The sequence below is a fragment of the Paenibacillus sp. E222 genome (genome assembly GCF_013401555.1).
Lineage (GTDB): Bacteria > Bacillota > Bacilli > Paenibacillales > Paenibacillaceae > Paenibacillus.
On the sequence record NZ_CP058552.1, the window covers coordinates 6314117 to 6333107 of the forward strand.

General features: G+C 47.2%; 19 protein-coding genes. 6 read left to right on the top strand and 13 right to left on the bottom strand.

Annotated features, from left to right (window positions below; all coding sequences use genetic code 11):
- Positions 1-55 precede the first annotated feature (55 nt).
- Positions 56-802 carry a pseudouridine synthase gene (locus HW560_RS27885; RefSeq protein ID WP_179265235.1) on the bottom strand — a complete coding sequence of 249 codons (747 nt, stop codon included), beginning with the start codon at positions 800-802 and terminating at the stop codon, positions 56-58.
- Positions 799-2487 (bottom strand): RsmB/NOP family class I SAM-dependent RNA methyltransferase, encoded by a 1689-nt coding sequence (locus HW560_RS27890; RefSeq protein ID WP_179265236.1) that lies wholly within the window; start codon positions 2485-2487, stop codon positions 799-801. The genes HW560_RS27885 and HW560_RS27890 overlap by 4 nt, the downstream gene beginning before the upstream one ends.
- 229 nt (positions 2488-2716) lie before the next feature.
- On the opposite strand from HW560_RS27890, the gene HW560_RS27895 reads away from it, so the two are divergent.
- On the top strand, positions 2717-3265 hold the full coding sequence (locus HW560_RS27895; RefSeq protein ID WP_179265237.1) for a thioredoxin family protein: 549 nt from the start codon (positions 2717-2719) through the stop codon (positions 3263-3265).
- Positions 3266-3477: 212 nt separating this feature from the next.
- On the opposite strand, the gene HW560_RS27900 is transcribed toward HW560_RS27895, so the two are convergent.
- From HW560_RS27900 to HW560_RS27910, 3 genes are all read right to left on the bottom strand, one after another.
- Entirely contained in the window at positions 3478-3972 is a 495-nt protein-coding gene (locus tag HW560_RS27900) for a DUF309 domain-containing protein (RefSeq protein WP_179265238.1), read from the bottom strand.
- Positions 3959-4774 (bottom strand): GTP diphosphokinase, encoded by an 816-nt coding sequence (locus tag HW560_RS27905; protein WP_053783647.1) that lies wholly within the window; start codon positions 4772-4774, stop codon positions 3959-3961. Before HW560_RS27905 ends, HW560_RS27900 begins: the two co-directional genes overlap by 14 nt.
- A gap of 135 nt (positions 4775-4909) precedes the next feature.
- Positions 4910-6007, bottom strand: a complete 1098-nt coding sequence (locus tag HW560_RS27910; RefSeq protein ID WP_179265239.1) for a quinone-dependent dihydroorotate dehydrogenase — start codon at positions 6005-6007, stop codon at positions 4910-4912.
- 281 nt (positions 6008-6288) lie between these two features.
- Here HW560_RS27910 and HW560_RS27915 point away from each other — a divergent pair, with 281 nt between their 5' ends.
- Positions 6289-6426, top strand: a complete 138-nt coding sequence (locus HW560_RS27915) for a hypothetical protein (RefSeq protein ID WP_167434889.1) — start codon at positions 6289-6291, stop codon at positions 6424-6426.
- A gap of 86 nt (positions 6427-6512) precedes the next feature.
- Here HW560_RS27915 and HW560_RS27920 read toward each other — a convergent pair whose 3' ends face one another.
- The 3 genes from HW560_RS27920 to HW560_RS27930 form a co-directional block, all read right to left on the bottom strand.
- Entirely contained in the window at positions 6513-7952 is a 1440-nt protein-coding gene (locus HW560_RS27920; protein ID WP_179265240.1) for a L,D-transpeptidase family protein, read from the bottom strand.
- Positions 7953-8122: 170 nt separating this feature from the next.
- Entirely contained in the window at positions 8123-8365 is a 243-nt protein-coding gene (locus HW560_RS27925; RefSeq protein WP_062322102.1) for a ferredoxin, read from the bottom strand.
- Between the two features lie 119 nt (positions 8366-8484).
- A complete protein-coding gene (locus HW560_RS27930) occupies positions 8485-9789 on the bottom strand; it encodes a DNA polymerase IV (RefSeq protein ID WP_090895627.1) in 1305 nt (434 codons plus the stop codon).
- Between the two features lie 548 nt (positions 9790-10337).
- Between HW560_RS27930 and cimA the strand changes: the two genes are divergently transcribed.
- A complete protein-coding gene (gene cimA / locus HW560_RS27935; protein ID WP_090895624.1) occupies positions 10338-11957 on the top strand; it encodes a citramalate synthase in 1620 nt (539 codons plus the stop codon).
- 109 nt (positions 11958-12066) lie between these two features.
- On the opposite strand, the gene HW560_RS27940 is transcribed toward cimA, so the two are convergent.
- The gene (locus HW560_RS27940) at positions 12067-12618 is read right to left on the bottom strand and encodes a TlpA family protein disulfide reductase (protein ID WP_090895621.1); all 552 of its coding nucleotides are present in this window, start codon (positions 12616-12618) and stop codon (positions 12067-12069) included.
- Positions 12619-12802: 184 nt separating this feature from the next.
- Between HW560_RS27940 and HW560_RS27945 the strand changes: the two genes are divergently transcribed.
- The gene (locus HW560_RS27945; RefSeq protein ID WP_090895618.1) at positions 12803-13291 is read left to right on the top strand and encodes a M67 family metallopeptidase; all 489 of its coding nucleotides are present in this window, start codon (positions 12803-12805) and stop codon (positions 13289-13291) included.
- Here the strand turns inward: HW560_RS27945 and HW560_RS27950 are convergent.
- The 3 genes from HW560_RS27950 to HW560_RS27960 are packed head-to-tail and all read right to left on the bottom strand — an operon-like array spanning position 13277 to position 16539.
- Positions 13277-14014: an exonuclease domain-containing protein gene (locus HW560_RS27950; RefSeq protein ID WP_090895616.1), complete on the bottom strand. Its 738-nt coding sequence runs from the start codon at positions 14012-14014 to the stop codon at positions 13277-13279. The genes HW560_RS27945 and HW560_RS27950 overlap by 15 nt on opposite strands.
- Positions 14011-15096: a DUF294 nucleotidyltransferase-like domain-containing protein gene (locus HW560_RS27955; protein WP_090895613.1), complete on the bottom strand. Its 1086-nt coding sequence runs from the start codon at positions 15094-15096 to the stop codon at positions 14011-14013. The genes HW560_RS27950 and HW560_RS27955 overlap by 4 nt, the downstream gene beginning before the upstream one ends.
- Before the next feature lie 42 nt (positions 15097-15138).
- On the bottom strand, positions 15139-16539 hold the full coding sequence (locus tag HW560_RS27960) for an ammonium transporter (RefSeq protein ID WP_090895611.1): 1401 nt from the start codon (positions 16537-16539) through the stop codon (positions 15139-15141).
- A gap of 354 nt (positions 16540-16893) precedes the next feature.
- Here HW560_RS27960 and HW560_RS27965 point away from each other — a divergent pair, with 354 nt between their 5' ends.
- Together HW560_RS27965 and HW560_RS27970 are read left to right on the top strand one after the other, a co-directional pair.
- Positions 16894-17322 carry a MerR family transcriptional regulator gene (locus HW560_RS27965; RefSeq protein ID WP_063564944.1) on the top strand — a complete coding sequence of 143 codons (429 nt, stop codon included), beginning with the start codon at positions 16894-16896 and terminating at the stop codon, positions 17320-17322.
- A 29-nt stretch (positions 17323-17351) separates the two neighbouring features.
- Positions 17352-18032 (top strand): zinc metallopeptidase, encoded by a 681-nt coding sequence (locus HW560_RS27970; RefSeq protein ID WP_062322116.1) that lies wholly within the window; start codon positions 17352-17354, stop codon positions 18030-18032.
- Between the two features lie 34 nt (positions 18033-18066).
- Here HW560_RS27970 and HW560_RS27975 read toward each other — a convergent pair whose 3' ends face one another.
- Positions 18067-18978: a glutamate biosynthesis transcriptional regulator GltC gene (locus tag HW560_RS27975; RefSeq protein ID WP_024629242.1), complete on the bottom strand. Its 912-nt coding sequence runs from the start codon at positions 18976-18978 to the stop codon at positions 18067-18069.
- Positions 18979-18991 lie beyond the last annotated feature (13 nt).

The window sequence follows — 18991 nt, forward strand, 5'->3', positions numbered from 1 at the left end:
AGGGTTTCGCATCCTGCCCAGACTCCCTGCTCCGCTCTGCGAAGGACGAGAGCTGTTACTTCCGCAGACGATCTAACTCGTCTGCGGTTAGTTCGCGATAACTGCCAATTTCCAGATTGGCATCCAGCTCCAGATCACCCATGGCAACACGTTTCAAATAAACTACGCGTTTGCCTACAGCCTGGAACATCCTTTTCACCTGGTGAAACTTGCCCTCATGAATGATCAATGAAATGGAAGAAAACACGCCCTCTTCCGTGTCCTCACGATCCAGCACAGTCAGTTCCGCAGGCAACGTCTCATATCCATCATCCAGCTGAATGCCGGCTTTGAATTTTTCAATATCTTCTTCGTCAACGTTTCCCAGCACACGGGCTTCATACGTCTTGGGCACATGTTTACGCGGGGATAACAGATCATGGGCAAGTGGCCCATCATTCGTTAGAATGAGCAGGCCCTCGGTATCTTTGTCCAGTCGTCCCACAGGGAACGGATCGAAGACACGCTCCTCTTTACGTAGCAGATCAATCACCGTTTTATCCCGATTATCTTCGGTTGCCGACACCACGCCAGGTGGTTTGTGCAGCATCAGGTAGATCATTTCCCGATACACAATCCGCTCTCCATCGGCTTCAATAACGTTTACGTCCGGATTAACCTGTACACCGCTATCTTTCACTGGTTTTCCGTCCACACGGATTCTACCCTGCTTCACCATCTTTTTGAGCTCACTTCGAGACCCCACACCCATATGACTCAATATTTTATCCAGACGCAGCGTTTGTTTGCCTTTTCCGCTCATACCGATGTCCACCTCCAGCCTGCCGGATATTCATTTTTCAGTACACCATCCAGCCATTTCCCCCAGCCAGCCGCATATCCGTCCACACACACCAACACATAACCTTTAGCAGCGGTATCTGCTTGGCGTTCAACTCGCACTTCTTCGATGTTCAACGTCTCTCCTTTGAGATACCTTACCGCTTCACCGTCTGCCGAAGATAAATTAACGGATCTCTGGGCTTCAGCTGCATTCAAAGCACATGCAAGCGGATGGGAGGGCACAAATCGCCCATTCTTCACGGTACCCATAAACCACCCTGGCCGAATAACCTTGAGCCCTTCCAGACGAGCAGCACCCACAGAAGATTGATACACGCGATCACCGTAAAACACTGTTTCTCCAGCAAGCTCGATTCTCAGATTATCTTGTACAAATTGAGCATACACCGTTCCTGGATCAACACTCGCCTGATCGGCTCCTCGTCCCTGACTCCGTTCGTTTTTGCGACCACCACGATCGTTTCCTTTGCCCTGTTTTCCTTGAGCTTTGCCACCACGGGTATGCCTGTCATTGCTCTCTCTGGATTCGGTTCTCATTAAACGTTCCCGTTTCCGCTCTTCTTTACTGATTGGTGCAGATGCACGGATGAATGGATCTACCAATTCAGTTGGTTCCGAGAAGTTTGCGCTCACTGCCTGTCCATTCTGTGATCCGCTACCCTGTTCTTGACTTCCGTCTTCTTCTGCAAGTGATGCAGCACGATGCTGCAATACAGCAACATAATGACCTTCCCCTTCCAACAGGTGAGGCCACAACCTCGCGGTGCCGCGCGTTTGCTCCAGCACAGATTCCGTCTCTTCTGCTTTTTCGGGCAACATCTGACGCACCCATTCCGGTCGTCCTGGAGCAAATCCAGCACTTTCCGGGATGTCATTCACCACAAAATCAGGATTGATGTTCAGAAATTCCGCTATCATCGCTTCATTTTCCTCCGGCGCAAACGTACATGTGGAATATACGATGGTTCCCCCTGGAGCAAGCAGCTTGGCCGCAGTCTCCAGAATATCGCGCTGCATCAGCACACATTTTTCCACCGAATGATTTTCCCAGGATTTCACCATGTCCTCATCTTTGCGGAACATGCCCTCACCAGAGCAAGGCGCATCGATTAACACTTTGTCAAAATAATGAGGAAATGCATTCGCAATCCGTTCCGGTGATTCATTTAATACAACAGCATTACGTACTCCATACAATTCCACGTTTTTGGCGAGTGCTTTCGTACGTTCCGCATGGATATCATTCGTAACCAGTACACCTTTCCCCTGAAGCTTGGCTGCGATCTGGGTTGTTTTCCCGCCAGGAGCAGCACACAGATCCAGCACACGTTCCCCGGGCTTCACATTCAATAATTCAACCGGGGCCATGGCGCTTGGCTCCTGGATATAATACAGACCCGCATGATAATAAGGATGTAACCCCGGCTTAACCCCGTGAGGCACATAAAAACCCGTTCCGCACCACGGAATGGGTCGCATATCAAATGGAGCAATTTCCTTGAATTGCTCCAGCGATATTTTTAACGTATTCACTCTCAGCCCCGCATGTGGCGACTGCTCATAAGATTTCATAAATTGTTCAAATTCATCGCCTAACAAGCTTTTCATTCGCTCGGCAAATATCGAAGGCAGCTGTACAGCCATAATCCCACTCATCCTGTCTTGTTAAAATTGCAACTAGTCCTATGTTATCATATCCGGGCATGGCTTTCCTATTGCTTCATGCATCATATATATTCCACTACAGCGTGTAATGTAGTATAATGGCAAGTAGATTGATGGATGTGCAAAAATTCGGGTGTTTATGCATATTATCCCATCCTGTATTTTTTGCCAAAACTATATTTCGATATGATCGATGGGGGATGTCTTAATGAAATCCAAGAAGAAAAAGAAAAGCGCTGCGATCCTTATTTTCCTGGGTATTTTCGTCGTATTGATTGCAGCACTTGTCCTGGTGAACCAGCAATCCAAGAAACAAATGGACGCCGTGGGGAATGCTTATGGCATCGCCGCCTCCAAGCTTAATCCCGCAACACGCGAACTGCTGGACGATCCGAACTACCAACAGATTATTTTACCAGCTGATCTGAAAGCCAGAATTGATAACAAAGACAGCTTCTTTGTCTATTTCTTTGCTTCCGACTGCTCACACTGCCGTGCGACAACACCTCAGTTGATGCCACTGGTCGATGAAGAAGGTATTCAACTGCCTCAGTTCAATCTGCGCGAATTCGATTCCGGTTGGACCGATTATAACATTGAGTACACACCAACTCTGGTATACTATCAGGATGGTGTTGAGAAAGACCGTATGGTTGGCGGGCTGCAGGAAAATGGCAGTGACAACGGTTATACGCTGGATGACTACAAGCAATTTTTCGAGAAATATAAAGGCAGTGCCACTCCATCGGCAAGCTAAACGCATATCCCTTCGTGGATGCGATGGACCCGCTTGGATGTTTTTGTCCTTTGCATGGACATGCTCTGGAACATTCCTAACTTTAATAATATCCTTTAATATCGAACACCCCGGCCAATTCCTCTAGAGGAACGGTCGGGGTGTTTTTTTATAGATCATATGTCAGACAATATGTTAATGAATGAAGTGAATGATGACTTTCCATTACCAGCTCACTCGCTCTCCAAGCTCTGCTCCTGCTGCATTTCCTTCATCTTCTCTTCATAGATTCGTCCACGTGTAGGGCTTCGCCGTTGGGGAATATTAGGCTTCAGTTCAAGAGCTCGTTCTCGAACCTCCTGCATAAGTACCTCATCCAGAATCTGAATATGCAAGTCTCTGTAAGGAAAATTCTGCGGCTCAGGACCGGAAAGTCCATGAACCAGCTCCTGTACTTCCTGCACCAACGGCCCAAGCGCAATGCCTCGCGCAGTTTCCGGATATGACTTTAACAGATCTACCGAACTCTGTAACATCATGCGTCCTCCGCGAAGGTTATTATTCCTGAAATGATACAGCCCCACTGCAATCTGCAGCAACCCTTTATACATGGAATCCCGATCCCGTTCAAGCCACAGCTCTTCCAGTACCTCATGGCATTCAAAGTAGTCCTGATCACGGTTGAAGTAGATTAGATAATCAACATACAGCGGCTCATAGCTGCTCATCCGGGTTTTCGCCCTTTCTGGCCGCGTTCAGAAGTGCTTTCACATCATCCAGCAGGTCTTTCAACCCTTCCATATCATGACGCTCCCAGCAGTCATTGAAGCGCTTTTGTGCCTCTATCGCTTCGTTCACGAGGTGGTAGAAATACAATTGATGTATGATGTTCAGCGTTCTTGATACGATATTGGAGTCATCCTCAAAGGCCTTTTGCGCCTCCAGAATTTGCAAACGGATCGCCGACATCTCATTATCGAGTACAAAAGCGGCTTCAGCCGTCTTTTTCAATCTGGCGCGCATATCATCCGGCAGACTCTCCCGGAACTTGTAACTCAGGGAGTGCTCGATCGTGGCCCAGAAGTTCATCGCCAGCGTCCGAATCTGAATCTCGGCCAGCACATTCTTCTGTCCCAGAGCCGTCTGAACAGGATATTCGATAATCATATGGAAACTGCGGTAGCCGCTCTCTTTGAAATTGGTGATATAATCTTTCTCGATTAATACCGTCAAATCCTTGCGACCACGAATATACTCGGCTACCCGCCGAATATCATCCACAAACTGGCACATAATGCGGATACCTGCAATATCCTCAATGCCTGTTTCCACCTGATCAAGCGGCACATTCAGGCGTCTGGATTTCTCCAGAATGCTGGATATTTTTTTGACACGACCGGTAACGAATTCGATCGGGGCGTATTCTTCCCTTTTCTTAAGCTCCGCCCGCATCGTTTTAAACTTAACCTTCAATTCCTCTACCGCTTGTTCATAAGGAAGTAAAAATGTACCCCAGTCTCTACCGTCCATGCTTATGCCTCCTGTCTCTATAGCTTCCCCTGTTCTTATCCATTATACATGATGTTAAGCGGGGGGAAGAGTCCCGTACGACATTACCCTCTTCCACGCTTCTAATTTTCAATCCGGGGAACTCCGAAACATTGCTTAACGATGCTCTGCACCGACAGCTTCCGAAATATGACTGTAACCGTCTTTGCGCAGCAATTCACGCAGTCCGGCATGAATGCGCCGATTCACTTCAGGTCCTTCATAGATCAATGCCGTATATATTTCCACCAGGCTGGCCCCTGCTTTAATCTTTTCGTAAGCATCTTCGCTTGTGAAAATGCCCCCCGATCCGATGATAGGCAGTTTGCCTTCTGTCTGGCGATAGATCTGGCGAATGATTTCCGTGGAACGATCACGCAGCGGCTTGCCACTTAGTCCACCAGTCTCTTTGGCATGCTGATGGGACAGACCTTCACGGCTGATCGTTGTATTCGTTGCGATGATTCCGGCAACTCCACTATCAGCAATGGTACTCACCATATATTCAAGCTCCTGGTCATTCACATCAGGTGCAATTTTGACCAGCACCGATTTAACGGAACCGCCCGCTCTCTTGCGCTGCGTCTCCATCTCATTCATGACAGCGGCAAGCAATTCCTTCAGTTCATTCCCATGTTGCAGATTACGCAAATCCGGTGTATTTGGTGAACTGATATTCACCACAAACAGGTCGGCATAATCGTACAGCGCCCGAATGCATTTGGCATAATCCAAATGCGCTTCTTCATTCGGTGTTGCCTTATTTTTAGCTATATTTACAGCCACTGGAATTCGGCGCTCCGTGAGGCGTGCCAATTCACCCGCCATCGCTTCGGCTCCGAGGTTATTGAAGCCCATCCGGTTTACCAATGCCTCATCCGGAGGCAGGCGGAATAACCGTGGCTGGTCGTTACCTGGCTGTGCGAGCGGTGTGACTGTGCCCACTTCCATGAAGCCAAACCCGATGGAAGAAAAGCCCGTTACAGCCTGTCCGTTTTTGTCCAAACCAGCCGCAAGTCCTACAGGTGTAGGGAAATGACATCCAAACATGTCCACAGCCAGATCCGATGTTTCACGTACACCATACATGACACGCAGACCGGAAGGAACCGGGCGTATGCTCCCCATTCCGCTGAGACCGCCGATAATTAGATGATGGGCCTGCTCAGGGTCCATTTTGAACAACAAGGGTTTAGCAAGACTTCTGTATAACAAATCACTCACTCCGTTCTGGTCCGGTACGCTGAAAAACTGCTTTCCGTTTTTTTCATATGTAAAAAAACACTCTATACACAAGTCTATCCGTTTCTTCTTCAAAAGGAAAGTAGTTTGAGCATAGACAGAAGCATTTTGCATCCCCCTCAAGCAACAGGAATCGTATGATGCAAAATGCTCACAAGAAATCCACCCGCCTACTGGAAATGGCGAGTTGAATTCTTTACAATGGGAGCATGGCTACATCGATATAGCCTTATTCCATGAAGGAGGAACAGCCCATGGCTCCCAAACGAAAACCACCTACTTTGCAGCAAAAGAAAGAAGAGGTCAACCGGAAAGCCATTATCTGGACAGCAGCCAGCGTCGGTGGACTAATCATTATCATTGGCGCGCTTATTATTATCGCCAACCTGTAAATGCTTCAACCGACTGTTTCTGCATCTACATACCAATCCAGCATGGATTTTACGTTTCCTTCGGTCTGAATCACTTGGTTTATCGTTTAATTCAACCAATGATACGTCTTATTCGGATTATTTTGCTTGAGAACAAGTGTGTACCGGTAGCGATCCTTCGCTTCTGGAACCATAGGTGTCTCTGGCAGCAGATCTTTCCCGATGCGTACCGGAGTTCCCTGAGGAGCAAGAGCAAATAGCTCTTCCACATCTTCAGTACTCATTCTCACACATCCAAGGGATTCATCCAGCCCGATACTGTTTGGCTCGTTGGTCCCATGGATGGCATAATTCGTGTCCGATAGCTGCATGCCCCTACTTCCAAATTCGCCGTTAGACCGACCATTTGGATTTACAACCTTGTCTGAAATGACAAACGAACCCTCTGGAGTACGCTCTCCCCCAAGTCCCACCTCGTAATTTCGAATAATGGTGTCACCACTAATCAGTGCAAGCTTATGCCTGCTCTTGTCCACGATGATCTCAAGCCGATCCTGCAAAAAAGGCTCTCCTCCTAACGTATCCACAAATGCAGCATTTTTACTTTGTTGTGAATCTGGAGCTTCACCTGTTCCCTTATCTGCGTTTTTTCCTTTCCCCAATCGACCTTGTTGATGCATGGCTAGTAGTGCAGGAAACATCCGGGTCATGCCAGGTGCAGTTTCGCCCAGAATATTATTTGGAAATGGCTGAGCTAATTGCGCCACACTTTTCGGCCAGCTTCCGTTTTGTTTCTTATATGTAATCATTGCACTTGACAGAGCTGCCGCGGTTTCTTGTTTGGCTGTCCAGGCCTTTGCCAACCGCTTGATCTCCGGTGATACTTCCGGTGGTTCACAGTTACACTGTTTGGCATCATAACTCTGTGCCGTTAATTTGCCACTGCTGTTCGTCTGAACGATGTATTTCACCGCCATATTGCGTTTCCATAATGTCCAGTTCCCCGCGACCTGCATTCCAAGCACAGCCGATGTTTGCACTTTCGCACCAGAACCTGACCATGCAGCTGCAAGTGCAGCCTCACCTTTGGCACCTCCACCGAATGCTCCAGCTGTAAACACATTGGAGTTCGCAACAAGAGCCAAGTCTTCCATCGGTTTATTTCCTGATTCGCTATCCATGGAATTGTCCGTCGATTCCAAAGCTGAAGCCAACGCCTCGGCAGCATCCCGATCGAAACCAGGAGCATCCGCAGGTGGTAATCCTGCCAGTACAAGCAGCATCAGCAGGGTGAGCCACATCTTGCGAACACGATGTTTTTTCTCCTTTTGCTCAGCCATTTCAACCAGCTTCTCCTGATAATCCACCCATATATCGGCCGGTGCTTTACTCCGCTCAAAAGCCTCGTAGACTTCACCCGCCTGTTGAAAACAATAGTTCGCCTTGGCCTCCTGCCCTTCACCCAAATATTCCTTACCGAGTAAATACCAGGCCATTTTATTATCTGGATGTTTCTTTACATATGTTCGTAGGTGAGTATTTTGCATCCGATCCTCCATTATTTCGCCTTTTTCCGTTTCTATATATATCGGCAAATGATGACAAGAAATCCATAGGACTTGAGTACCCGGATCTAAGCCTTAACATTCGACAAAAAAACACACCCCACTGTCCCAAAGACAGAAGAATGTGCTTTTGTATGTTCATATGAAAGGAATTAACCTTCTTTGTTGAAAGGTTCATCCGCAACTTTAATGGAGTCTGTAGGGCAGCCGTCGCAAGCGTCCTGCATATCGTCGAACAAGTCATCCGGAATTGCTTTGATCCCTTGGTTCGCATCTCCATCAAAGATTACTTCTGCCAAACCTTCATCATCATAGTCATAAATGTCTGGCGCCGTTGCTCCGCATGCTCCGCACGCAATACATGTATCTTTTTCTACCCAAGTATATTTACTCATTACCAATCTCTCCTCCTATTATTCAAAAACGTACAGTATTTTTATCTAGAAACATATTAATACAAAGTAAGAGTTATTACAAATCATTTTCACAGCCTCAAGACTCCATTATGCCCTATTTAATCGAGACTTTGCAAATTATCTTTTTGCAGCGACGTCCCCCGGACTTTATGATTGCGCAGTAATACGGAAGGATCATCCCCCAGCATGCCAGCAGTAACGACAGCATTTTCGCCAAATTTGTCACGTAACTGATCCATAATGCGAATCAGGTTCTCCTTCTTCGGCTTCTGCTCATATTCGAAGAGGTCAAGCTGTATCGCCGACTCCTCACGCGGAATCAACGTTTGGAGGGTCACACCCAACATTCGAACAGGCTTCCCGCCGCCCCAATGTTTCGCAAATAAAGCACAGGCCTCCCGGTATATGATCGATGCATCTTCAGTAGGCACTTCCATCATCCGTGATCTCGTTATTGTCTTCATATCGGGTGTACGAATCGTAATCTGAATGCCCTGACTGAGCATTTCGTGCTTGCGCAACCGTCTGGCAACCTGGTCACTTATATTAAGCAACACCCGATGCACATCATCCGGTTCAGATATATCCGCAGGCAACGTTGTTGTGTGCCCAATTGATTTGTTCGCTTCACGTTCAGCCTGAACTGCCGAATGATTAATGCCGTTTGCTGAATTTTTTAACCAAGAGCCATTAATTCCAAACACATCGGTTAACATCCGCTCATCTGATTTGGCCAGCTGTCCTATCGTTTCAATGCCTAGTTTCTTCAGCTTTTCCGCTGTCTTTTTGCCGATGCCAAACATCTCGTTACATGGTCTATGCCATAAAATCCGAGGTACATCCCTCATCCGCAAAATCGAGATACCATTCGGCTTTTTCAAATCAGAGGCCATCTTGGCGAGCAGCTTGTTGGGTGCAATTCCGATCGAACAGGGCATTCCCAGCTCTTCCCGGATTCTAGTCTGAATACTTTCCGCTATTTCCATCGGAGTACCGAACTGTCTGGACCCCGTAATATCGAGGTAACACTCATCGATTGAGGTCGCTTCAAGCAGCGGTGTATAACTGTAAGCTATTTTCATGAATTCTTTCGAATACCTACGATATAAATGAAAATCCGGACGAATCACAATTAAATCAGGACACTTCTTTAATGCTTGATGAACGACCATGCCTGTGGAAATGCCCCTGCGTCGTGCCGTGTACGAACAAGTGACTATGACACCTTTGCGCACTTCACTGCTGCCCGCAACGGCCGTCGCTTTTCCTCTATATAATTCCGGTTCCTCGGCTTCATGTACAGAGCAATAAAAAGCATTCATATCGACATGCAAAATAACTCGTCCGGCGGCAGGATAATATCGATCTACATTTATGTTGTTATGCGTCTCGTCTGAAGACATGATCCACCACCGCCCTTTCGTATACACAATTCCGTTAAATGCACTCTCTACTCTATTATATCAAAATCCCTTATGTAAAAATCATTTATATCCCCTTATTTTCGGAGAGATTTAACGATCGATCGAATGATACCCCACACGGCAACGACGATAATAGCGATTATAATGATTGAAATAACTATATTCTCCCAAACAAAGTTCATTCATTTCCCTCCATTTATAAAGACAAGATTTGAATCCATAATTAATCCTGGAATACTTGTATTTAGATGAAGCATAACATATTACAAGATAACGTTTACAGCTCACTTAACTCTACAATCCATCATTTGTTACACCAAATGGTGAATTCGATGTAGCATTTGGCGATAATGGTGCTATAATAATTAATTATACAAATTCACGATTTTAGGACAAATCTACACTTTGAATTTAATACAGTGTAGCGGTACAGAATCGAAGGATTCGTCACCAACATTCTAATATGTTTTTTAAACATACCATTAAACTTTCTAAAAAAAAGCGCTTCATCTTAAAGGAGGATCTTCATGTCAAAGGCCATCTCCATCTTCGATACGACTTTACGTGACGGCACACAAGGGGAGGGAGTCAGCTTATCGGCAGATGACAAGCTCAAAATTGCCAAGAAGCTCGATGACCTGGGTGCTCATTATATTGAAGGCGGAATCCCAGGCAGCAATACCAAGGACATTGAGTTTTTCAAAAGAGTCAAGGAACTGAACCTGAACGCGAAGGTTGTCGCTTTTGGCAGTACACGTCGTAAAGGCAGCATCGCCAGTGAAGACGCCAACTTGAAGCGCATGCTCGAGTCCGGTGCTCAGGCCGCAACTCTGGTTGGGAAATCATGGGATTTTCACGTACACACAGCTTTGCAAACCACTTTGGAAGAAAACCTGTCCATGATCTACGACTCCATTGCCTATCTGAAACAAAATGGTATGGAAGTCATCTTTGATGCAGAGCATTTCTTTGACGGATTTAAGCACAATCCGGAGTATGCACAGGCTGTGTTGACCAAAGCCCATGAAGCTGGAGCGGACTGGCTTGTGATGTGTGACACCAACGGCGGAACGATGCCGCATGAGGTGTACGAGATCGTGTCCACTCTCGCTGGACGACTTCCTCAAGCCCATCTGGGCATTCATACACATAATGACTGTGAACTTGCTGTAGCCAACACCTTAAGCGCAGTACAAGCTGGTGCCAGACAGGTCCAAGGTACAATGAACGGGTATGGAGAGCGATGTGGCAACGCCAATCTGGCTTCGATTATCCCTAACCTGCAACTGAAGCTTGGATATGAGTGCGTTTCTGAGGATTCAATGAGACAGCTCACGAATGTTGCCCGTTATGTCAGTGAGATTGCCAACGTAAATATGCCAATCAACCAGCCTTATGTCGGAAATGCGGCTTTCGCTCACAAAGGCGGTATTCACGTCTCTGCCATATTGCGCGATTCCCGGACCTACGAACACATCGTTCCTGAGTTGGTTGGTAACAAACAGCGTGTGCTCGTCTCCGAACTGGCAGGACAAAGCAACATTGTGTCCAAGGCGCAGGAACTGGGTCTTGAGTTCGACCCAAGCAGTGCCAACTCACGTCAGATCATTGAGAAAATCAAAGATCTGGAACATCAGGGCTATCAGTTCGAAGGTGCCGATGCCTCTCTTGAACTGTTGATCCGTGAAGCCAACGGTGACATGAAAGAATTGTTTACCTTTGAATCGTTCAAGATGCTTGTTGAAAAAGTGGCTGGCAAGTCTGTTGTTTCGGAAGCCTTTGTTAAACTTAACGTAGGCGGAACAAGTGCGTATACCGCAGCGGAAGGCAATGGTCCGGTCAATGCACTGGATAACGCGCTTCGGAAAGCACTTGTGCAGTACTTCCCTTCCCTTGCCAACATGCATCTGTCCGACTATAAAGTACGTGTTCTGGATGAAAAAGATGCTACTGCCGCAAAGGTTCGTGTATTAATTGAATCCAAAAACACAGAAAACACGTGGAATACCGTCGGTGTATCCGAGAACGTGATTGAAGCGAGCTGGGAAGCCCTCGTACACAGCTTCCGTTATGCCCTTCTTCAGGAAAAATTGCAGGACGAGCCTGGCGTAGTCAACATCCCTGCTCACGGTCTAAGCAACCATTAATGCATATTTCCCGGAAAATAAAAGAAGCGCCTCTCTCCAAAAAACTTTGGAAGACAGGCGCTTTTGCTTTTCGCTTGGCTAGCTTCTTGCATGATAGCTTTTTGCTTGGTTAATCCGCAATTAACTCCTTAATTTTGCGCTCCAGCTCTTTCTCAGGCAAAATCCCCAAGATAATTTCCTGAACGACACCTCGGGAATCAATCAATACATTCGTCGGAAAAGCTAAACCGTTATATTTGGCATATGCTGTTCCGTCTTCATCAAGCAAAATAGGGAACGTCAGTTTGTATTTATCTACAAAAGCTTTGGCATCCCTGATTTTATCGTACGTGGTTACGTTCACACCGTACAGATCCAGTTTGTCCTTGTATTTTGCTGCCAATGTATTGAGCGCAGGAGCTTCCTGCTTGCACGGTTCACACCAGGATGCCCAGAAACTGACGAAGATGGCCTTTTCCTTGGCTCCACCTACAGCGTAGGTTTTCCCATCCATGGCTTTCAAAGAGAATGCTGGTGCCAGTAAACCTGCTTTCGGCCCCGTCTCCGTGGGCATCGGCTCCTCTTGTTTAAACACGGCTGCGATTCCGTTGTCTGCATTTTGAGCCAAAGCAATGCCCACCAGCAAAACAACACCCAGCAGTATGTATATATTTCGTTTCATGACCAGCCACCCTTTTGTATAATCAAACCTATTGAGATTCACGTTCTTCTAACATGTGAGATATTTCAAGCTCTCTCTCATATTGTACCCTTTTCCTTTAAAATTTTACAATCCGGGTCACACAAAATAAAATAAAAAAGGACTCCTGCCGAAGCAGGAGCCAAAGAGAGAGGGGTGAATACAAATGGCAGCACTTCACGAGCAGCAAAACACCTTCTACATCCCTTCCTCCGTAGAGCAGGAGATGTCTAAGTACATGTTCGCTTCGCTGCCGCAGGAAGCCTGCGGGGTTGTGCTGGGTGAAGCCGCAGCGGGCGGCATACGAATCAGTCGGTTTCAGCCCATTCGTAACGTAGCGCCTGACCCGCTGCACCATTTCGCATTGGAAGATGCAGAATGGATCCGATGTGTGTTCAATGAGCCACAACTTATCGGGCTCTTTCACTCCCACCCTCGAACCACGCCCATTCCTTCCAATGAGGATCTGCGCAACCTACCACTTTTCGCTGGACTACTCCAGGTCTATTTTATAGGCGCGCCTGATCTTACGGCTGATACACCATCAAAGATGCTTCTAAATGGTTATCAAATTCATTCAAATGTTGATTCAAGCATTGGAATGAGTCCTGGCCAATCATACAGCTTACAGCCCGCCCGGCTAAGCGTGACTTAACTGGGTGTACAGGTCACCCAATGTTTCTACATTTTTGTGAGACATATCCTCCAGATAACAGGACCATAACTGTGCAGTCATTTTTGCGTCCTCCAAAGCATGGTGCCGTCCGTAGATCGGAATGCCTTTGGATTCCAGCAATTCATCCAGACCATAGCCCGGTCTGCTCGGTTCAAGCCAACGCGCCAGCATCATCGTATCGATGAGCCGGTGCGTTAGCCTTACTTTGGATGTCCGCCACAAGGCCGCATTCAGAAAAGCCCGATCATGCGCGCTTGCATGGGCAACCAGTACACTTCCGCCAACAAAAGACATGAAGTCATGCAGACCTTCCAGGAGCGACGGAGCATCCATCGTCATTTGCTGTGTAATTCCCGTCAGTTCCGTAATGTGTTCCGGAACAGAGACTTTGGACTGAACCAATGTGTAGAACTGCTCATTCTCCAGCATCACACCACCATTAATACGCACCGCCCCAAAGGAAAGGATCTCATCCCCATGCTGGGGAGAGAAGCCCGTCGTTTCCAGATCAAATACGACAGCATTCAATTCGTTTAAAGGCGTGTGAAGCGCCTCGGGTCTGCGCTGTTCTCTCATCATCGAACGGATAAACGCCATATGTTGCGCCGTTGGGGCTCCCATTATGGAAGCGATGGCGGAAGGAACCCCTCCCTGGCGCAGCGAATTCCAGAATCCTGTATTGCCCCTTGCCGGCTCTCTCATGGACGTCTCCTTTCTGCAAAACGAAGTTGTCTTTGCAGCGCACGATGTACTCGCCGCACCAACCCTAACGTATCCCGGAGTTCATAAAGCATTTGTTTTTCCTTCAACTGTTTCTCATTCAGAAAACCACCGCTATGCTGCAACCCTTGTTTCATCACAATGGGTGTACTGCGGCGCAGCTTCAAAGCCGTCATAAATGCACGCTGAGCTGCATCCAGCAAAGTAAGCGGAACTGCTTCGAGTGATACCAACCTCTGAATTCGTTTGAGCGTGGACGTTTCTTTGATGCCATGCTGCAAAGCCAGAAAACGTGCACTATTCACCAGCGGAATATACAAGCCGTACTTCACATCAAATCCACCTGCATGTTCACCGAATCGTTCCGTTACCACCCTTCCAAGAATGTTCAGTGTCGCCTTGTGTTTAACGGTATTGCGCAGCACGGCATCGGAAAGCTCAGGAACCGATCTGAACCCTTCATAAAATGCAGATATCCATTCCTCCGCAAGCTCTGGCTCACCCGCAACAAAACGCATGTCTGAAGCGATAATCAGATTGCGAACCGGCTCCCAGGACAGGTCCGATCCCCATGCTTTCAATTGTTCCTTCCAGGATTCCAGTGTTTTCCTCCATAAAGGCTCCGAACACATCACTTTGCCTTCACATTTGGCGTAGCCAAGCTCCTCCAGCATATCGGTCATTCGAAGTCCGAGTTCGGCAAAATATACCTCTTTCCCCTCATCCGGGGCATCGCTGATAATCATGCCATTATCCTGATCACTCCATAACGTCGCTTCCTGCCTGCCGGAACTACCAAAAACGATAAAGGCATAGGGGACGGGAGGTTGGCCTAGGCCTTCCTCTACCATCCCCTGGATGCATAACTCTACTGCTCGCCGAGCAACCCGGTCATGCAGTTCATTTACCGTCTGGTACCATTCGATCGGCGACAAGGAAGCGGACAACAGTTCCTGGAGCTCATTCTGCAATATCACACGCGCCTGACGCAGTTCTTGAGAAGATGCCGCACCATCTATTCCCTGATAGGACCAGGATTGATTTATATACGGGATGGGTTCCATCATGTCCTGCCTCCTTGAAGCATGATTCAGCAATCATTCCTCTTAGGAGCTGAACGTACCGCCATTGGATTTAGTTTCTACATTTTTCATTTGTTCAGGGTACCCGTAAGTACCATGCTCACTTAAATCCAGCCCCATCGTTTCTTCTTCTTCCGTTACACGGATTCCCATGATAGCTTTCATACCACCCAGAATAATGAAGGACATGATCAGAACGAAGGCAAATGCGCCTGCCAGACCCAGAAGCTGAACGCCCAGTTGGTGGAAACCGCCACCGTAGAACAATCCCGCTTGACCTACACCTGCATTCTCAGCAAGTTCTGGTGTTGCGAACAAACCCGTGGAGATCGCTCCCCACATACCGGCAATACCGTGTACAGAGAAGGCGTAGATTGGATCGTCAATTCCTTTGCGTTCAAAGAATTGAGCAGTGAAGAATGTAATAATACCTGCCAGAGCACCAATAACCAGTGCTGCCCACGGTTCAACGAATGCACAAGCACCTGTGATGGCAACGAGTGCCGCAAGCACCCCGTTCAGCATGCTAGGAATATCGGATTTACCCAATACAGCCCATGAGATCAACAGTGCAGCCACACCACCAGCAGCCGCAGCTACGTTTGTAGTCAATGCTACATAACCGAAGAATCCATCACCCATGGCAGATAATGTACTACCTGGGTTGAAACCGAACCAACCGATCCAAAGGATAATGACACCGAGTACAGAGTACACTTGGTTATGACCTGGGATGATGTTAGGTTTACCATCTTTGTTATATTTGCCGATACGCGGCTTCAACAGAATCGTAGCTACCAGCGCGGCAGTCGCACCCGTCAAGTGGACAACCGTCGAACCTGCAAAGTCTTGCATACCAAGCTCAGCCAACCAGCCGCCGCCCCATACCCAGTGAGCAACAACCGGATACATGATAATGGTATACAGCGTACCGAAAACGATATATACACTCATCTTTGCGCGTTCTGCCATACCACCGCAGGCAATAGCCAGGGATACCGCTGCAAATGCAAGGTGGAATACAAATTTAATGGTTAACGGAACATCAGAGAAGGCCAGTGATTCGAACGAAGCAGCCATTGCATCCCCACTCAGGAAAAATCCGGTTGTTCCGAAAAAACTGTTACCATTACCGAAACCAAGACCGAAGCCAAGAGCCCAGAAGGCAATAACCGAAATCCCCAATGTCAGGATTGTTTTACCCGCAATGTGTCCTGCGTTTTTCATTCGAGTTGAACCCGCTTCAAGTAAAGCAAATCCCCCTTGCATCAGGAAAACCAGCACAACAGCCAGAAACGTAAAGGCTGAGTTCAGACCGCTTTGAAGTTCGATGTTAGTCGGCCCCTCCGCAGCTGCAAATGCGCTGACCGGGAAAGCCAATAAAGTAAGCATTATTAACACCGAAACCAACCATTTCTTTCTCATATACCCCACTCCCTCTTATGTTAAGTTTCTTCACATATCGTGAAACTCTTAATGCCATTATAAGCAGAAGACAGGAAAGTTGACAAGAGTATTTTCAGCAAAATTGAAAAATATTTCTGGGAATAAAGTCATACGTCTTTTTCTTGCACTTAAGTACATAATCATGTCCCATGAGTACATAGATATAGAAACGAAGCTTCGCAGCCACCAAAGCATAACGTTTGACTGTATGGTTAAAGATCATGTATCATAACTATTAGTAAGAAAAAAATTGGGCGGGTTATGCAAAGCCGCAACTGGAATCTACAATTCCCTACATTTGAACTTGCAAGCGAGGTGAATATCATTGGGGATATGAAATTGTTTCGGATTGGCGAACTTGCCAAAACTGCAGGTGTGAGCGAACGGACGATTGATTATTACACAAAGCTCGGTCTCATCGCTCCTGAAGAGCGCACAGAAAAAAACTATCGTCTTTATAGTAATGAAACTTTAACCAGGCTGGAACGTATTGTACACATGAAACAAGAGAAGTATAGTCTCGACGAGATTAAGCAATCTCTTGAGAAGTGGAGTCTGGTGAGCACGGAAGAACAAGTTGCCAGCAAACTGACAACATTGGAGCTCCACGTGCAACAGCTTGAGCGAGAGGTGAATGAGCTTAAACCGCTGCTTGGCGAGATGAAACCTGTACAAGCACGTAAGATGATGGCCGGACTACTCACCAAAAGTGCTGGTACGATGGAAGCTTTGAAAATCTTGCTTGAGAACACCATGATGTAGCTTATTATTTAGAAAGCGGAGGAATGAATATGAGTTTTAATAACGGTATGTTCGTTTTGATCATTATCGCCTTTTTGCTCTCCTTATGGGCGCAATTTCGCGTTAAGAGTACATTCAATCGTTGGTCTGATGTTAAAAACCTAAATGGAATGACCGGTTACGATGCTGCCCGTCACATGCTTGATTCCAATGGCCTACACGACGTTCCTATTGAACCCGTACGCGGAGCACTCTCCGATCACTACGATCCAATCAATCGTGTCGTGAGGTTGTCTGAGCCTGTATATTATGAAAATTCAATCTCGGCTGTCTCCGTTGCGTGTCACGAAGTTGGCCATGCGATCCAGCATAAGGAAAGTTATCCGATGTTGGCACTACGTCACCGGATTTTCCCAATCGTCAACTTTGCATCCGGACTTGCACCCTTCTTGCTCATTGCCGGATTCATCTTTAATGCAATGAACCTTGTCGGTATTGGTATTATTTTCTTCTCCGTAACCGTCGCATTCCAACTCATTACGTTGCCGGTTGAGTTCAACGCAAGTAACCGTGCAAGAGAGATTATGGTATCGGAAGGTTATATCCGGAACGAAGAAGAGAGAGGCGTCGCCAAAGTACTGAATGCCGCAGCATTAACTTACGTCGCTGCAGCATTAATCTCATTGCTCGAACTGATTCGTTACATCGGAATTTTCAATAGCCGCGACTAATTGAATACACAAACCAAAAAACAATACCCCACCGTTAATCGGATGGGGTATTGTTTTGCTGTAAACCGAAATAATTAAGTAAAAATGAACGAAATGACTGCGCAACAAGCGGAAGCTTGTCATCTGCACGGTGGATCAACCCGATCGTACGCGTCACTTTTGGATGAGAAATGGCTACATGCGCCGGTTGCAGCGGGTTCGTCTGGAAAAGCGCCATTTCCGGCAGCAAACTCACACCCATGCCAGCCGCAACCAGCCCTCGAATCGTATCCGTCTCTTCCCCCTCAAAAGCAATCTTGGGCGTAAACCCGGCTTCAAGGCACGCGTGCCAGACAATCGGACGCAGAGAATAGCCTTTACTGAATAATACAAACTTATCATCTTTGAGCTGCTCTAACGCAATACTCTCTTCACCGGCCAATGGATGATTCGGCGGAAGGATCGCATGCAGTTCTTCCGTTAGCACAATGTCACCATCCACCTGGTCATGCTTCTCCGGAAATGGAGATATAAATGCCAAGTCCACTTCGGCCGATAACACATCACGAATGAGCGTCGGGAACATGCCTTGCTTGAATCTGAATTTGACGTTAGGATAACGCTGACGGAACGCTGCCACAACCGAAGGAATCAAGTGAATACCGAGACTGTGAGGAAAACCGATACGAATTTCACCATGCTCCGGGTCGAGAAACTCATGAACCTCCCCGACCGCTTTGTCCAGATCTTTCAATATACCTTCAACCCGTTTGCAAAAGAGCTGCCCAACGGCGGTCAACTGCAGATTTCGCCCTTTTTGCATAAAAAGGTCTACTCCCAGTTCTTCCTCCAGCTGATGAATCTGACGACTCACTGCAGACTGCGCTACGTGCAATTCCTCCGCTGCCTGCGTAACATGCTCCTTCTGTGCCACTTTCAAAAAGTAATGCAACTGTCTTAATTCCACTGCCCCTGATCTC